Annotated in this window: 13 protein-coding genes, 4 tRNA genes and 1 other annotated feature; of the genes, 12 read left to right on the top strand and 5 right to left on the bottom strand. The window is 44.8% G+C overall.

Annotated elements, in window-relative coordinates:
• Positions 1-55 precede the first annotated feature (55 nt).
• Positions 56-170: a sequence feature (Trp leader region), on the bottom strand.
• Complete coding sequence (locus tag F0229_RS00295; protein ID WP_009848753.1) at positions 117-242, bottom strand: trp operon leader peptide; 126 nt, start codon at positions 240-242, stop codon at positions 117-119. (Overlaps the previous feature by 54 nt.)
• A 120-nt stretch (positions 243-362) precedes the next feature.
• On the opposite strand from F0229_RS00295, the gene F0229_RS00290 reads away from it, so the two are divergent.
• From F0229_RS00290 to rluB, 3 genes are all read left to right on the top strand, one after another.
• Positions 363-1,217, top strand: a complete 855-nt coding sequence (locus F0229_RS00290; protein WP_171732022.1) for a PHP domain-containing protein — start codon at positions 363-365, stop codon at positions 1,215-1,217.
• 62 nt (positions 1,218-1,279) lie between these two features.
• Positions 1,280-1,900, top strand: a complete 621-nt coding sequence (locus tag F0229_RS00285; protein WP_009848751.1) for an L-threonylcarbamoyladenylate synthase — start codon at positions 1,280-1,282, stop codon at positions 1,898-1,900.
• Between the two features lie 159 nt (positions 1,901-2,059).
• The gene (rluB, locus tag F0229_RS00280) at positions 2,060-3,094 is read left to right on the top strand and encodes a 23S rRNA pseudouridine(2605) synthase RluB (RefSeq protein WP_017055112.1); all 1,035 of its coding nucleotides are present in this window, start codon (positions 2,060-2,062) and stop codon (positions 3,092-3,094) included.
• A gap of 218 nt (positions 3,095-3,312) precedes the next feature.
• Here the strand turns inward: rluB and F0229_RS00275 are convergent, their stop codons facing one another.
• The 3 genes from F0229_RS00275 to yeiP all read right to left on the bottom strand — a co-directional run bounded on the left by F0229_RS00275 (position 3,313) and on the right by yeiP (position 4,852).
• Positions 3,313-3,795: an RNA methyltransferase gene (locus F0229_RS00275; RefSeq protein WP_017061495.1), complete on the bottom strand. Its 483-nt coding sequence runs from the start codon at positions 3,793-3,795 to the stop codon at positions 3,313-3,315.
• A 147-nt stretch (positions 3,796-3,942) separates the two neighbouring features.
• The gene (locus F0229_RS00270) at positions 3,943-4,272 is read right to left on the bottom strand and encodes an HI1450 family dsDNA-mimic protein (protein ID WP_004741258.1); all 330 of its coding nucleotides are present in this window, start codon (positions 4,270-4,272) and stop codon (positions 3,943-3,945) included.
• Positions 4,273-4,282: 10 nt separating this feature from the next.
• Positions 4,283-4,852, bottom strand: a complete 570-nt coding sequence (yeiP, locus tag F0229_RS00265) for an elongation factor P-like protein YeiP (RefSeq protein ID WP_017055115.1) — start codon at positions 4,850-4,852, stop codon at positions 4,283-4,285.
• A gap of 137 nt (positions 4,853-4,989) precedes the next feature.
• Here yeiP and F0229_RS00260 point away from each other — a divergent pair, with 137 nt between their 5' ends.
• Positions 4,990-5,757: a hypothetical protein gene (locus F0229_RS00260; protein ID WP_017061494.1), complete on the top strand. Its 768-nt coding sequence runs from the start codon at positions 4,990-4,992 to the stop codon at positions 5,755-5,757.
• A 93-nt stretch (positions 5,758-5,850) separates the two neighbouring features.
• Here F0229_RS00260 and F0229_RS00255 read toward each other — a convergent pair whose 3' ends face one another.
• Complete coding sequence (locus F0229_RS00255) at positions 5,851-8,214, bottom strand: DNA polymerase II (protein ID WP_171732021.1); 2,364 nt, start codon at positions 8,212-8,214, stop codon at positions 5,851-5,853.
• 426 nt (positions 8,215-8,640) lie between these two features.
• On the opposite strand from F0229_RS00255, the gene uvrY reads away from it, so the two are divergent.
• The 8 genes from uvrY (at position 8,641) to F0229_RS00215 (ending at position 16,280) form a co-directional block, all read left to right on the top strand.
• Complete coding sequence (gene uvrY / locus F0229_RS00250; RefSeq protein WP_004729778.1) at positions 8,641-9,285, top strand: UvrY/SirA/GacA family response regulator transcription factor; 645 nt, start codon at positions 8,641-8,643, stop codon at positions 9,283-9,285.
• A gap of 15 nt (positions 9,286-9,300) precedes the next feature.
• Positions 9,301-11,133 carry an excinuclease ABC subunit UvrC gene (gene uvrC, locus F0229_RS00245; RefSeq protein ID WP_171732020.1) on the top strand — a complete coding sequence of 611 codons (1,833 nt, stop codon included), beginning with the start codon at positions 9,301-9,303 and terminating at the stop codon, positions 11,131-11,133.
• 46 nt (positions 11,134-11,179) lie between these two features.
• Complete coding sequence (gene pgsA / locus F0229_RS00240) at positions 11,180-11,737, top strand: CDP-diacylglycerol--glycerol-3-phosphate 3-phosphatidyltransferase (RefSeq protein WP_017061490.1); 558 nt, start codon at positions 11,180-11,182, stop codon at positions 11,735-11,737.
• Between the two features lie 266 nt (positions 11,738-12,003).
• Positions 12,004-12,077: transfer RNA gene (locus F0229_RS00235), tRNA-Cys, on the top strand.
• Between the two features lie 36 nt (positions 12,078-12,113).
• A tRNA-Gly gene (locus F0229_RS00230) sits at positions 12,114-12,189 on the top strand.
• Positions 12,190-12,269: 80 nt separating this feature from the next.
• Positions 12,270-12,356: transfer RNA gene (locus F0229_RS00225), tRNA-Leu, on the top strand.
• 32 nt (positions 12,357-12,388) lie between these two features.
• Positions 12,389-12,464, top strand: a tRNA-Gly gene (locus F0229_RS00220).
• Positions 12,465-13,340: 876 nt separating this feature from the next.
• A complete protein-coding gene (locus F0229_RS00215; RefSeq protein ID WP_171732019.1) occupies positions 13,341-16,280 on the top strand; it encodes a pyridoxal phosphate-dependent class III aminotransferase in 2,940 nt (979 codons plus the stop codon).
• Positions 16,281-16,287: the final 7 nt, after the last annotated feature.

Here is a 16,287-nt window from a genome sequence, read left to right as displayed (position 1 = left end):
AGAATATGGTCAATTCGATGATTTGTTAGTCAGTTGAATGTGAGATGTTCGACAAATTAAAAAGCCCGCTATTAAAGCGGGCTTAGTGATAACTTTTTTATAAACAAACTGTTTAATTAGAAGTACACGTTAGCCCACCAAGAACTTGTCCAAGTGCGCCACCAATTAAGCTCTGAACTTGCTTCTACTGAAGAAAGTTCTAAAACTTTATCTTTATGGTTTTGGTTAAATTCTTGTAACATGGTGAACCTATCAAATGTGATACTTCGTATTTGTGTACTAGTTAACTAGTTTTCTGCTTGCGGGTCAAGTGTGTTGACACAAATATAACGATAAAAATTGAAAACAATGAAAAAGAATATATGAGAATTGATCTACATAGTCATACAACAGCCTCAGATGGCCGACTTACTCCACCTGAGCTAATTGACCGAGCGCTTGGCTTTAACATCGAAGCGCTAGCGATTACAGATCATGACACGACTGATGGGCTTGCTGAAGCACGCAACTATATTGCTGATAACAATCTTCCTATTCAGCTGATCAACGGCATTGAGATTTCGACTGTTTGGCAAAACAAAGATATCCATATTGTTGGGTTAAACGTTGATCCTGAGTCACCAGAGCTTAAAGCGCTCATTGAGCAACAGAAGCAACACCGCATTGGACGTGCAGAGATGATTGCTCAACGTCTTGAGAAAACGACTCGTGAAGGGGTACTAGAAGAAGTTAAATTGATTGCGGGTGATGCGCCTATTACTCGCGCTCACTTTGCTAAGTGGTTAGTCGATAACGGCTACGCAAAAACCATGCAGCAGGTGTTTAAAAAGTTTCTTACTCGCAATAACCCAGGTTATGTGCCGCCAACGTGGTGTTCAATGAGTGATGCTGTCACGGCTATTCATGCTGCTGGTGGACAAGCCGTGCTCGCTCACCCTGGGCGATATGGCCTTACAGCCAAGTGGGTTAAGCGCCTGCTAGCGGCATTTGTTGAAGCGAAAGGGGATGCGATGGAAGTAGCTCAACCTCAGCAAGCGCAACAAGAAAGACGCACACTCGCGGATTATGCTATACAATACAAACTATTAGCCTCCCAAGGCAGTGATTTCCATTACCCATCTCCGTGGATGGAACTTGGACGCAATCTCTGGCTACCTTCTGGGGTCGAAGAAGTATGGAAAGATTGGGAGTTTCAAACGGTTTCACCATCTGAATAGTCTTTAGGTGAGCCAGCTCCTTCTGATGATAGAGTCGAGAGATTCGATAACGAGGATCAATAATGAGCCAGTTTTTTTATGTACACCCAGATAACCCACAAGCACGCTTAATTACTCAAGCGGTTGCGATTATTCGCAATGGCGGCGTTGTGGTTTATCCAACAGATTCCGGTTATGCGCTGGGCTGTCAGCTTGAAAACAAACAAGCACTTGAACGTATCTGTAAAATTCGTCGCATCGATGACAAGCACAATTTCACCTTGTTATGTCGTGATCTTTCTGAATTATCACTGTATGCACGCGTCGATAACGTGGCTTTCCGTCTACTGAAAGCACATACACCAGGTGCTTACACGTTTATCTTTAAAGCAACCAAAGAAGTGCCAAAGCGTTTGATGAACGCCAAGCGTAAAACGATTGGTATTCGTGTCCCAGACAACAAGATTGCACTCGACCTTTTGGAAGCGATGGGTGAACCATTAATGTCGACGTCTCTGATTCTGCCGGGTAACGAGACTACGGAGTCGGATCCAGAAGAAATTCGTGACAGCCTAGAACATGCGGTTGATGTCATTTTGAATGGCGGTTACTTAGGTGAGCAACCGACGACGGTTATTGACTTCAGTGACGATGATGCCGTGGTTCTACGTCGTGGTGCTGGCGATCCTGCGCCGTTTGAATAATCGCTTTACTGATTAACAGTCTGTAACGATACAGCAAACCTGCCACAGTAAATAACAAGTGCTTTTTGGCAGGTTATTTGCGATAATACGCGACCGCGATTTGGTCGCGAAAAATTCATTCGACGTCTGTGAAGACGACAATTAGGTAGAAAAGAGTAAATGAGCGAAAAATTACAGAAGGTTTTAGCGCGAGCTGGTCACGGTTCTCGTCGTGAACTAGAAGGTTTAATCAAATCTGGTCGTGTAAGTGTTAACGGTCAAGTTGCGAAACTGGGCGAGCGTCTTGAAGACGAGAACTCAGTGATCCGTATCGATGGCCATACTGTTTCAGGCAAGGCTTCTGAAGAAGTGGTTTGTCGTGTACTTGCTTACTACAAACCTGAAGGTGAGCTTTGTACTCGTCACGATCCTGAAGGCCGCCGTACTGTTTTCGATCGTCTACCTAAGATCCGTGGTTCTCGTTGGATTTCAGTTGGTCGTCTTGATGCAAACACATCAGGCCTTTTGCTTTTCACTACTGATGGTGAGCTTGCAAACCGTCTAATGCACCCAAGCCGTCAGGTTGAACGTGAGTACCTAGTACGTGTATTCGGTGAAGTGACTGAGCAGAAAGTTAAAAACGTTACTCGTGGTGTACAACTAGAAGACGGCATGGCTCGTTTTGAAGATGTTGTTTACGCTGGTGGTGAAGGTATGAACCATACTTTCTACGTAGCGATTAACGAAGGTCGTAACCGTGAAGTTCGTCGTCTTTGGGAATCTCAAGAAACGACAGTAAGCCGCCTGAAACGTGTACGTTACGGTGATATCTACCTTGATAAGAAACTGCCTCGTGGCGGTTGGAAAGAGCTAGATCTTCAAGAAGTTAACTACCTGCGTGAGCTTGTTGAGCTTAAGCCTGAGAAAGAGACACTGTTGGATCTTGATCCTTCAAACACTTCTCGTAAGCGTGAGCGTTCTCGTAGCCAAAAAATTCGTCGTGCTGTTAAACGTCACGAAGAGCGTGCAAACGCACCAAAAGGCCGTAGCAACCAAACTAAGCGTAAGAAGCCTGCAACTCGCGGTACTACAACACCTGATTCAGGTCGTAGCGCTCCAGCTGCAAACAAAGGCAAACCTCAGGCTAACAAAAGTAAGCCTAAACTGAACAACGGTCGTCCGGCTAAACCAGCTAAGCCAAGAACACGTCAGTAATTACGTAATTTCTTACGCGTAAAGCTTCATTAGCTGAAAGCACTGAATACTAAAAAACCTGCTCATTGAGCAGGTTTTTTTACGTCTGGAGAAATAGCAGATGCGGGATGCGAGTAACCGAGTATCGAAAACATGCTGCCATAAGTGACAGTAAGCGAGCTTTTCGCATCTCTTATCTCGTGTAGGCGCATCTATAATCTGCTCGTATCTCGTTTCTTTTACTTATGATTCGAAAAGTTATCGCCTTTCGCCAGTCGGTCGTAAAGCACAACATTCACTGATGCTGCTAGGTTCATGCAGCCGTTGGTCGGAACGTAAATCGTCTCACGACAGAAATCTGTGATCTCTTTCTTTAGCGTGCCATCTTCTGGGCCAAAAATGTAAAACGCGCGTGGTGGGTGCTTGTAATCAGGTAGAGGCTTAGCACCTTCAATCAGATCAACAGCAACCGGCACGCAGCCTACTGGAATAATATCTTTCAGCTCTTCAACACCAATCAAAGGCAGGGCTAAGTGCTTTTCTTTGGTGTCGGTATGGAATTTTCGCGCATGGTCGTAGCGTGTGCCAGTGTAAAACACAGAGTTGGCGCCGTAGCAGCCAGCAGCTCGCATTACAGAGCCTACGTTTTCAGGCGTCTTTGGGTTAACTAGGCCAATGCAGGCATAGCCTTTTGATTGTGTGTCTGTTTTTGCTTTGGTCATAATCAGTGAATCTAACGTTGATGATGAAAGTGAGTAATCATGATGAGAAATGGCGTGATAAAAATAGCCGAGCAATCGGCTCGGCTAACTTTTAACTCGCTTACATGAATACTTGTTTACTCATGCTGATGAGCGTCAACAGCGGTATTAGTCACGTTTCCACAGCATGTGACAGAACTTATGTTCTGGATCACGGCTGATTAACATGCGAGCAAATACGTCGTCTAGAACGTCATCAGCTTCATTCACAAGACCAATGCGCACTTCAGCGTAGATCTCTTTGTCGACTTCAAAGCCAACATGTTCAACCCAATCATCGCCAGTTTCAACAAGCTCTGCTGCGCCACGATCTTCAAACTGAGCAGTGAAAAGAATCACGTCTGCAGGCTCTAGGTTGTCAGGTGCCATCTCTAGGAAGATGTCGTATGCAGTGTCAATTGCGTCGTCATAAGACATTAGGTCGTTAGCTTCGGTCATAATAAGTATCTTAGCTTGCGCGGTTCATGTATTTACGTTCAGCAGTGTTTACTACTACTTTGTCGCCAGTCGCGATGTATTCAGGTACTTGAATAGTAAGACCTGTAGAAAGACGAGCTGGCTTAGTACGAGCAGACGCTGATGCACCTTTGATTGAAGGATCAGTCTCTTCGATAACTAGTTCAACAGATGTTGGTAGCTCAAGCGTTGCAGCGTTGCCGTCGATAAGGATCGCGTACATGCCTTGAGTTTCTTCGTTGATGAACAGTAGTTCGTCTTCGATAGTCTCACCGTTGAAGATGAATTGTGTGTAATCTTCGTTGTCCATGAAGATGTACTCGTTGCCATCAACGTAAGAGAACATTACTGCACGCTTAGTTACGTCAATAGTTTCAACAATTTCGTCAGCCTTGTGGCGAACTTCAGTTTTAACGCCAGTTGCTACATCGTTACCACGGAAGCGGTAAATCTTTTGGCCGCCACGGCCGCCTGGTGTTGTTACTTCGATATCTTTAACGATCACTGTTTTGCTTTCTACTGTGATAGCAAAACCTTTTTTAATTTCACTTGCTCTAGGCATTTTGTGTTTGTCCTTAGTGGGTCTATCCGCTGATTATATCTCGGAGATGCTATAAATAGGAATAGCTTGAATCATAAAGTCACCTAGGCGATCATAGAGTTATAGTTAAATCATTATTTTATTTACCGAAACGACCTATGCAGCTACCCGTTATTGACCCAACACAGCCTTTTCAACCTGAATTTCAACCTGTGGTTAACGATCTGATTACCTTTCTAAAAGGTGGGTTAGGATCTAATCTGCACAGTATTTATATTTATGGCAGTGTGGCTCGTAAGCAAGCCGTCTTCGGTCGCTCCAATCTAGATGTGGTTGTGGTGACCCATCGACCGTTTCCTGACCAACGAACCACTTTGTTGAACACCATCAAATGGCGTTTCCAAAAGAGCTTCCCGCAGGTAACTCAAGTGGCGATAAAAACTACCTTAGTGAGTGAGATAGTCGATTTCGACAATATCTTCACTTGGGGTTTTATGCTCAAGCATTTAGCCGTGTGTGTGCATGGTGAAGACTTATCAGATTGCTATGGTGATTTTGAAACAAGTTGGGAAATCGCTAAGCACTGGAATATGGATGCGGAAAACTGGTTGGCGGTGTATCGCAACAAGATCGCACGAGCGACAACGCCAGAACAACAAGTCGCTGCGCAGGTGATTATTGCCAAGAAGCTTCTACGAGCGAGTTACTCACTGGTGATGTACCGCGATAAATATTGGTACGATGATCCTGTTGAATGTGGCCAACAGTTCTTGAAGTATCACCCAGATCGAGAAGTCGAAATCCAAAGGTTGGGCATTTTACTTTCTGGTCGACCAATCCCTAAACGTTCGGTGATCGGTATTCTTGATGGCTTTGGTGAGTGGTTGATTAAGCAGTATCAGAAAACCGAGTTCAGAATCGGATAGAGATTTATAACCGATCCATTGATACTAAAAAGCAGAGTGTGCTGAAGAACATATCTCTGCTTTTTTCGTTTTAAGAGCATATTGAATATAGTGCTAGAACAAACCCAACTGCTGCCCACTAACTCTTTCAAAGTCTAAACCGATGAAGGGCAGTATTGCCTCTGCGACCGGTTTAATCTGCTTGTCGATATAGTGCTGATAATCGATACCACTCTTTAAATACTCCTTGGGCTCAGGGCCACTCAGAGTAATCAAATACTCAATACGTCCTTTATTTTGGTATTGAAGAGGGCGCCCTAACTGAGCATTGATCTCATCGGCCATACGAGCTGCGCGAACCTGCGGCGGAATGTTCTTTTGGTATTCATGTAATTTGCGGCGTAAGCGCTTTTGATACACCAATAAATCATCATGTTTGCCAGCAGAGGTTTCATCAACAAACTGTCTGACGTAGTCGGTTGGATCTTGTTCGTGAAACACCATCTCATACAAGGTTTGTTGGAATTGCTGTGCGAGAGGTGTCCAATCGGTGCGTGCACTCTCAAGCCCTTTAAATATGATCTTTTCTTTATCGCCTTGAGTGATTAATCCGGCATAACGTTTCTTCGAGCCGGTTTCTGAACCTCTAATGGTCGGCATTAGAAACTTGCGATAGTGAGTCTCGTATTCCAATTCGAGTATTGAGGTTAGGTTGTGGGTCTCTTTTAAGTGATTCGTCCACCAATCGTTGATGTAAGCGACCAGTGTGTTCCCGATCTCGTCTGCTTTTTGCTGATCATAACTGCCGTTCAGAGACACGAAGGTTGAATCGGTATCGCCGTAAATCACTTGATAGCCTTTGTCTTCGATCAGAACCTTGGTTTGCTTCATGATCTCATGTCCACGCATGGTAATTGAAGACGCTAACCGGGTATCGAAGAAACGACAACCAGACGAACCTAACACACCATAGAATGAGTTCATGATGATCTTAATCGCCTGAGAGAACGCTTTCTCGTTGTTCTTCTTCGCCACATCACGTGCAGCCCAAAGGTTTTCGATCATCTCGGGCAAGAAGTGTTTAGAGCGGTGGAATTGCCCACCTCGAAAGCCATCAACGGCTTGGTTTTCTGCTGGGCCTAGTTCAAGCTTCAACCCTTCAATTAGTCCCATAGGGTCAATCAGAAACGAGCGAATGATCGATGGATACAGGCTCTTAAAATCGAGTACCAAAACCGAGTCGTACAGATTGGGAATTGAATCCATCACATAACCGCCGGGGCTCGCAATCCAATTCTCTGGCTCTAAGTTCGGTGCGACATAACCCGCTCTGTGGATTTGAGGCAGATATAAGTTAGTAAAGGCCGCAACAGAGCCACCAACGCGATCCAGCTCAACACCGGTTAATCGAGAGCGCTCAATCGCGAAGTCGAGTAGGTGAGTGTGCTCGAAGATGCTGTTTACCAGTACGCAGTCTTGAAGGTTGTACTTAGCGAGTGAGGGTTTATCGAACTTAAACATTCGGTTTATCTCATCCATACGGTCATGAACGTTATGGATGTCTTTGCCTTCCCCAAGCAGCTCTTGCGATACCGACTCAAGAGACCAAGAGCGGAAGTGGTAGGTCGCTGTCTTGAGCATATCAATACCATCCAAGACAACGCGCCCCGGAATCGTGATAAAACCTTGCTGATTTTGAGCAGAACTGCGGAAAAAGCTCGGTTGGTTGTCTCTGCCGATGTTGAGCTTCACTTCGTTCCATTCTGAACGTTTGTGCAGCAGCCTAAAATCGAAGTCGATAACATTCCAGCCAATGATGATGTCAGGATCAAATTCAGAGAACCAAGCTATCATGGCTTCAAGTAGCGCTTTCTCGTTGGCAACCCATTGGATATTGGTTTCAGCTTGTTGTGCTTCGCCGACCATGATTACTCGGCTGTCCATCGGGCTGTCTAGGCCAATTGAATAAAGCACGCCTTTTTCCGAACACTCAATATCAAGCGAGACCACAGATAGACTGGGTAAGTAATCACCTGCTCGGCATTTTGCGTTTGAGACTCGACGATGCTGATTTTTTTGCACAGCAGATCCGGTGAACTCAATACTTCCCTTGATAAAACGTTCCATCAAGAATCGATCGGCGAGTCGAATATCGCTTTCAAAGGTTTGGATTTCTTCGTTGTGAAAGGCTTGCGCTAAACCAAAGCTGCTTCTCGACAGTGAGGTGTAACACGCGGCGAGAGGTGTTTGCTCGAATGTGGCTAATTCTAGAAGCTTAAATTGGCAATCGATCGACTCTTTCGCTGCGATTGCCTGACATGCCTCAACGTCAGATTGAGCGACAAAAAATACCGGTTTTTCATTTTGAATCGTCAGCAGAGTAGGGCCTTGAGGGGTGCTTAACCACAAGTCGATTTGTGTGCGCCCTGAAAAATCTCTTGCTTGTCTTGTGAGTACAAAGCCTTGCTGAATATCCAATGTAGTAACCTATTGAAATGGGGAATCGAATACTACCATCTAGCGACCTTCTGCGCACAAAAGGCAGTAAAAATACTAACTAAATTCTAGTTAGTAGAGGCAAATAACGGGACTCTATAAGCAAATAAGTGAAATTGTCGCGAATGGTTATTCAATGGTATTGAAAATATCTTTATCTTATGTAATTTTATTGGGTGTTGTTTTAACTGGTTGATTTTTAGAAAAAGCTTGTTGTTTTAGTTAGCTTATTTGTTAATAAGTACTTGCTAAAGTTCGTGTTTCAGCACATATTCAACAGAGCTTTTTTTTAGTAATTAAGTTAAGATGTACTCAATGCTGCGATCCACTGTTCCTTTGTTCAATTGTTTCAAACAGATGAAATGACACAGTGGTTGCAGAGCCAATTAATAGTGTGGAGATACAAGTTTGATAAATGTTTTCCTTGTAGATGATCACGAGCTGGTTCGCACAGGGATACGACGTATTATTGAAGACGTCCGTGGAATGAACGTAGCAGGGGAAGCTGAAAGCGGTGAAGATGCTGCAAAATGGTGTCGTACTAACAATACTGACGTTATTTTGATGGATATGAATATGCCTGGTATTGGTGGCTTAGAAGCAACCAAGAAGATCTTGCGTTTCAACCCTGATGTTAAAATCATCGTTTTAACTGTTCATACGGAAAATCCGTTTCCAACTAAAGTGATGCAAGCTGGAGCTGCTGGTTACCTTACTAAAGGGGCAGGTCCGGATGAAATGGTAAATGCAATTCGAGTGGTTAATAGTGGCCAACGATACATTTCACCAGAAATTGCGCAGCAGATGGCTTTGAGCCAATTCTCTCCTGCGTCTGAAAATCCATTCGCAGACTTATCTGAACGTGAACTTCAAATCATGATGATGATTACCAAAGGTCAGAAAGTGACGGATATTTCAGAACAACTCAATCTAAGTCCTAAAACAGTCAACAGTTACCGCTACCGCTTGTTCAGTAAGCTGGATATCAGTGGCGATGTAGAGCTGACGCATTTAGCGATTAGACATGGAATGTTAGACACTGAGACCCTTTAACACTGAGATCGTATAGTGACCAACTTGTTTGACTCAGTCTCATTCCTCAAGACAGTAACAGAACAGCCCGGCGTTTATCGTATGTATAACGCCGAGGCTGTTGTTATCTACGTCGGTAAAGCAAAGAACCTCAAAAAACGCCTTTCCAGTTATTTCCGTAAAAAAGTCGACAGTGAAAAAACGCGCGCTTTAGTTAGCAATATCGATAAAATCGATGTCACTGTAACGCATACAGAAACAGAAGCTCTTATCCTTGAGCACAACTACATCAAGCAGTACCTACCGAAATACAACGTACTTCTGCGTGATGATAAGTCGTATCCCTATATTTTTATTAGCGGTCACAAACATCCTCGTTTGTCGATGCATCGTGGTGCTAAGAAGAAAAAGGGAGAGTACTTTGGTCCTTATCCTGATTCCGGTGCTGTGCGTGAGACGTTGCACCTAATACAGAAAATCTTTCCTGCTCGTCAGTGTGAAGATACGGTTTATGCCAACAGAACGCGCCCGTGTTTGATGTATCAGATTGGTCGTTGTGCTGCGCCATGTGTTAGCTCAATTATCTCTGATGAAGAGTACAGTGAACTTATCGACTACGTTCGTTTATTCCTGCAGGGGAAAGACAAGCTAGTTCTTGAGACGCTCATCGATAAAATGGACAAGGCAAGCCAAGAGCTTCGCTTTGAGCAAGCTGCTGCTTTCCGTGACCAGATCCAAGCGATTCGACGCGTGCAAGAGCAACAGTACGTATCTGACGACTCAATGGAAGATATGGACGTGTTAGGTTTTGCTCAAGAAAATGGCGTGGCTTGTATTCATATCTTGATGATTCGCCAAGGAAAGGTTTTAGGCAGTAGAAGCCATTTCCCGAAAATTCCAAACAATACGGTGCGAGAGGAAGTCTTTTCGAGCTTTTTAAGCCAATACTATCTTGCACATAATGAAGCGAGAACCATCCCAACTCGTCTGATTCTCAATGCCGATTTGATGGAAGATGTTACACCGATTCAAGAAGCTTTGTGTGAAGTTGCGGGTCGTAAGATCCACTTCAATACCAACCCTTCAGGGACTCGAGGTCGTTACCTTAAGTTGTCGAACACCAATGCATTGACGGCTATTACTACCAAGATTAATCACAAGATGACGATTAATCAGCGCTTCAAAGAGCTTCAAGAAGTGCTGTCGATGGATGCTATCAAGCGAATGGAATGTTTCGATATCAGTCATACCATGGGTGAAAGCACGATCGCTTCTTGTGTGGTATTTAATCAAGAAGGCCCGGTTAAACCGGAGTACCGTCGTTACAACATCACCGGCATTACCGGTGGTGATGACTACGCTGCGATGGCTCAGGCGCTTGAGAGGCGTTATTCTAAGCAACTCGATGTCGACAAGATCCCAGACATTATCTTTATCGATGGTGGCAAAGGTCAGCTAAACCGCGCTCATGAGATCATTTCTCAATATTGGTGTGATTGGCCGTTTAGACCAAGAATGATGGGTATTGCGAAAGGCGTGACTCGTAAACCTGGTTTAGAGACTCTAGTGACCCTAGAAGGGGAAGAGTTCAATTTACCCAGTGATGCGCCAGCACTACACCTTATCCAGCACATCCGTGATGAAAGCCATAATCATGCGATTGCAGGGCATAGAGCTAAACGTGGTAAAACGCGCAGAACCAGTGCTTTGGAAGGAATTGAAGGGGTAGGGCCTAAACGTCGTCAAGCGTTGCTGAAATATATGGGTGGCTTACAAGAACTTAAGCGTGCAACTGTCGAAGAAATAGCCAAAGTGCCGGGCATTAGTCATTCTTTGGCAGAAAACATTTATCAAGCATTGAAACAATAGTAAAAATCCCGCACCATTAAAGCGCAATTAATAAGAGCCCAATAATATGCGTTTGAATATACCTAACATTTTGTCCTTACTGAGACTATTTTTGATCCCAGTATTCGTTGTCGTTTTCTATCTACCTTATCAATGGGCTCCTTTCGCTGCTGCGATGGTGTTTTGGGTAGCCGGTTTCACTGATTGGCTAGATGGCATGCTAGCTCGTAAGTTAGGGCAAACGTCTCGCTTCGGTGCCTTCATTGACCCTGTGGCTGACAAAGTGTTGGTCGCTACGGCTCTTATCCTGATTACAGAGCATTACCACTCTATTTGGATAACTATTCCAGCCGTGACCATGATTGCTCGTGAGATCATCATTTCAGCGCTTCGTGAATGGATGGCTGAAATCGGTAAACGCGCAAGTGTTGCGGTATCTTGGGTTGGTAAAGTCAAAACGGTTTCTCAGATGTTCGCTCTTTGGGTACTTATCTGGAGATACGACGACTGGATGGTGTGGGTAGGTTACATTGCACTGTATGTCGCCACCGTTCTTACTTATTGGTCAATGGCACAATACTTGATGGCTGCCAAAGACGATTTGTTAGACGAAAAACATCATTGATGAAGAAGCGAGCTGAGGCTCGCTTTTTTGATCTTTAACCTAAGGTTAAGTTATCAATAGTGGATATCTAATGTGATATAGATCTCCTTTGAATAACCCGCTCACAGTGTGTTTTGAACATAAAGTCAGCTATTTGGCCTGTTTCGTATGAAATCTATTCAAACGAATTAAAAATACAAAAATAATATTGACTCAATCGTCTGAATCCGTAGAATGCATCCCGTACCCAAGAGGATGGCAATGAGCGATTCGATTGGAGTTACTAAGGCGCCTTGGCAGAGTGGCTATGCAGCGGATTGCAAATCCGTGGACCTCGGTTCGACTCCGGGAGGCGCCTCCATTCTCTCTTTCTTCTAGAAAGAATTTGAATGAAAATGCGATACTAGCTCAGTTGGTAGAGCGCAACCTTGCCAAGGTTGAGGTCATCGGTTCGAACCCGATGTATCGCTCCAAATTTTGTAATGTTGATTGGCGTCAGCATTAAGATGGTGTTTTACTTTTCAGTAATCGGCATCGCAATAAAGAATTGCGTGCCCTGGTGGTGGAATTGGTAGACACAAGGGATTTAAAATCCCTCGGCGTTCGCGCTGTGCCGGTTCAAGTCCGGCCCGGGGCACCATCTATTAAAGTCTTTATCTTGATAAAGCAAATGCGATACTAGCTCAGTTGGTAGAGCGCAACCTTGCCAAGGTTGAGGTCATCGGTTCGAACCCGATGTATCGCTCCAAATTAAAAAGCCCGAACAGAAATGTTCGGGCTTTTTGGTTTCTGGCGTTCAGCGTTTCCATATCTGTACTTTTGTTGTTTGAATCCACACTCAAAATTCACTTCTATTTTTATTTCAAAATTTCGCAATTAAGTTCGTTTAGAACAGTTAGTTTTTAAATGCGAGATCCCCTATGAACTCGTTCCTCGTACCAGGGAATGATGTAAAGGCGGCACAGCCTCAAGCCATCACTAACACCGCCTATATACCTGTGTCGTCATCCTCGGGCATGAGGAACGAATGAACCGGAGATCTCTTTCTTAAACGATATTGCTGACGATATTTTCAGCAATTGCTTAGCCACCACTGCTATTTATCAGGCTATTATTAAAAACTATTGATCGTTCATTTCACTTTATGTTACTTTCCTGCGCAATCTCGGAATGAACAATGTTCAAGAAGAGCAACGATTGCTTCTGGGGGATACGCGTAGTGACCATTCTTGCTGATTGGGACATTACGTAGGGTAGGTATTGGCTAGTCCTTTAGCTGATAGACGGGATACTTATGGCGCAGTTCGTCATGTTAATGGGAAACCCAACATTGAACACACTAATTACAACATTGCTAATCAGCTCTGCATTTCCAAAGGGACCAGCTCCTCATAGCTGCCCGATCCTGCAAAAATGTCCAATTCTTCAAAACAGTAGCATTACTGAACCTTGAGCTCACGCTAACAATTTATCGCTGTCTTAAGACGGCTTAATTTCGTATTCGTCATTTGACTTATGCGAGCGTACAGCTATATCTCATTTCTAGACAATACGTGTACTTCACTATGAACTCTCTCCAAATTTAACGAGAGTTGGTGGGTAATTGCGTCTGATGGAGGTGAGTATGAACACATTCAAGGGGACTTTTATGACTACCGCCTTTGAAGTCGATATCAATACTATCGCAAATTCATTTTCAACTATGGTTCCTATCTTAGAGGGAACGTACGACCTAACACCTGACGCTATTTTGCTAGAGCAAGAACAGCATGAGTCGGATGTTCGCTCTTACCCAAGACGCCTGCCTATTGCTATTAAACGAGCATGTGGCGCTTTAGTTGAAGATACTCGTGGCCAACTCTTTCTCGATTGCTTAGCCGGTGCAGGTACACTTTCTCTGGGTTACAACCACCCTGAGATTAACCAAGCACTTAAAGACCAACTCGATTCTGGTTTGCCATACCAAACACTTGATATCACGACTCAAGCAAAAGAGACGTTTATCAAGCGAGTTAAAGCTTTTCTTCCTCAAGACTTTTCAAATAACTCGGTTCTTCAATTCTGTGGCCCATCTGGCGCTGACGCTGTGGAAGCGGCGATCAAGCTCGCCAAGCAAACCACAGGTCGCAACACCATGTTTGCTTTCCGTGGTGCTTACCATGGTATGACGAACGGCACCATGGGTATGATGGGTAACCTCGGCACTAAAGAGCGTCGTAGCGGCTTGATGTCTGATGTGCACTTCATGCCTTTCCCATACAACCTACGCTGCCCGTTTGGTATTGGTGGTGAAGCGGGTGCTAACGCGAGCATTCGTTACATCGAACGTATGTTGAATGATGACGAGTCTGGCATCATGAAACCGGCGGCGATGATCGTTGAGCCTGTGCAAGGTGAGGGCGGTGTGATTCCTGCTCCAGCATCTTGGTTACAAGGCCTACGTCGCATCTGTGATGAGCACGGCATCCTACTGATTTTTGATGAGATTCAGTGTGGTGTGGGCAAAACTGGCCATCGATTTGCGTTTGAAGAGTCTGGTGTTAATCCAGATATCTTATGTTTATCTAAAGCGATTGGTGGCGGACTGCCTATGTCGCTGCTTGTGTTCGATAAGAGCATTGATACATGGAAAGCGGGTGAGCACACCGGTACATTCCGTGGTAACCAATTAGCAATGGTCTCTGGCGCTAAGGCGTTGGAGATCATCGAACGAGATGGCTTAGTTGAGCACGCGAACATCGCAGGCCAATATTTACGTCACGGGCTTGAGAAGATTCAATCACGCGTTAGCTGTATTGCTGAAGTTCGTGGTAAAGGCCTGATGCTCGGTGCTGAGATCAAACAACCAAATAGTGAGCTTAACAAGTTTGGCGAACCACAATCAGACGGCGAACTAACCCTAGCGATTCAACGAGCAGCGTTAGAGCGTGGCTTGATGGTTGAAAAGGGTGGTCGTGATGGCTCGGTAATTCGTTTCCTTCCGCCAATGATTATCTCTTTTGAGCAGATTGACTTTGCACTCCGCGTAATGGAAGAAGCGATCATCGCAGCTGGTGGTGGCTTACAACAAGACCCAGCTTCAAGCGAACAAGCAAACCAAGAATGGAACAAGCATTTCATCCATACAGGTTTAGGCGGTAGCGACGAATTTGCTAACGTGATGAACCAAACCACTCAAGCGATGAAAGCGGTTTTTGAACAGGTTGAAACCCCTTATTCGGGTTTAGATCCAAAAGTGCTAGAAGCAGCTATCAATGCTGTCGACCTTGATAACAATCAACACGCTTTGGTTGATGTTGTAGATAGTACTGCAGACCTTGTCGCTGCAAACTCCATCTTCGTGCAACACCCAGATTGCATTGCACACCTTCACACTCCTCCTCTTATGGCTTCGGTAGCAGCGGAATCGATTATCGCGGCATTGAATCAATCAATGGATTCATGGGACCAAGCATCGGCTGCGACTTATGTTGAGCAGCGCGTCGTGGATTGGATGTGTGACAAATACCAACTTGGCGCACAAGCTGACGGTGTTTTCACTAGCGGTGGCACGCAAAGTAACCTAATGGGTTTATTGCTTGCGAGAGACTGGGTTGCGGATAAGCACAATGGTCACTCAATCCAAAAGCTTGGCTTACCAGAATACGCGAGCAAGCTGCGTATCTTATGTTCAAAGAAATCTCACTTCACGGTTCAAAAGTCAGCCTCTCTACTAGGGCTAGGCGAAGCGGCAGTGTGCTGTGTTGACACCAATGCAAACGGCACTATCAAGCCTGATTTGTTAGATGCAGAAGTGAAAGCGCTTAAAGCACAAGGGTTGATTCCTTTTGCTGTTGTCGGTACGGCGGGTACAACCGATCACGGTGCTATCGACGACCTTGATGCTATTGCAGACCTCGCAAGCCAACAAGGCCTTTGGTTCCATGTCGACAGTGCATACGGTGGCGCGCTTATCTTGAGTAGCCACAAGGCTCGCTTACAAGGCATCGAAAAAGCGGACTCTGTGAGTGTCGATTTCCACAAATTGTTCTATCAAACAATCAGCTGCGGCGCGGTATTGTTGAAAGACAAAGCGAACTTTAAGTACCTTCTACATCACGCAGATTACCTAAACCGCGAACACGATGAACTGCCAAATCTAGTCGATAAGTCTATTGCGACCACCAAGCGTTTCGATGCATTGAAAGTCTTCATGACGATGCAAAGCGTTGGACCAAAGCAGTTGGGTGATATGTACGACCATCTTCTTGAGCAAACGCTAGAAGTGGCAGACCTGATTCAAAACCAAGCTGACTTAGAGCTACTCGCAGAGCCGTCACTATCAACAGTGCTGTTCCGATCTAAGCCGTCAGCAAACGGCGAGCTAGATTTAGACAAATTGAATCAAACGCTAAGACTGGAAGCGCTGACTCGTGGTGTTGCAGTACTCGGTGAAACGGTCGTGGATGGTAAGAGTGCGCTTAAATTCACTATCTTGAATCCGTGCCTAAAGACATCAGATTTCAAATCTCTAATTAACAAAATTCAAACTCTAGCCACTGAGCTAGCAGAACAACAAGGGTAATTAATAC

The sequence above is a fragment of the Vibrio sp. AIC-3 genome, assembly GCF_013114515.1.
Classification (GTDB): Bacteria; Pseudomonadota; Gammaproteobacteria; order Enterobacterales; family Vibrionaceae; genus Vibrio; species Vibrio crassostreae_C.
Note: the sequence above shows the minus strand (reverse complement) of the source record. Positions and strands in the feature narration are given on the sequence as shown.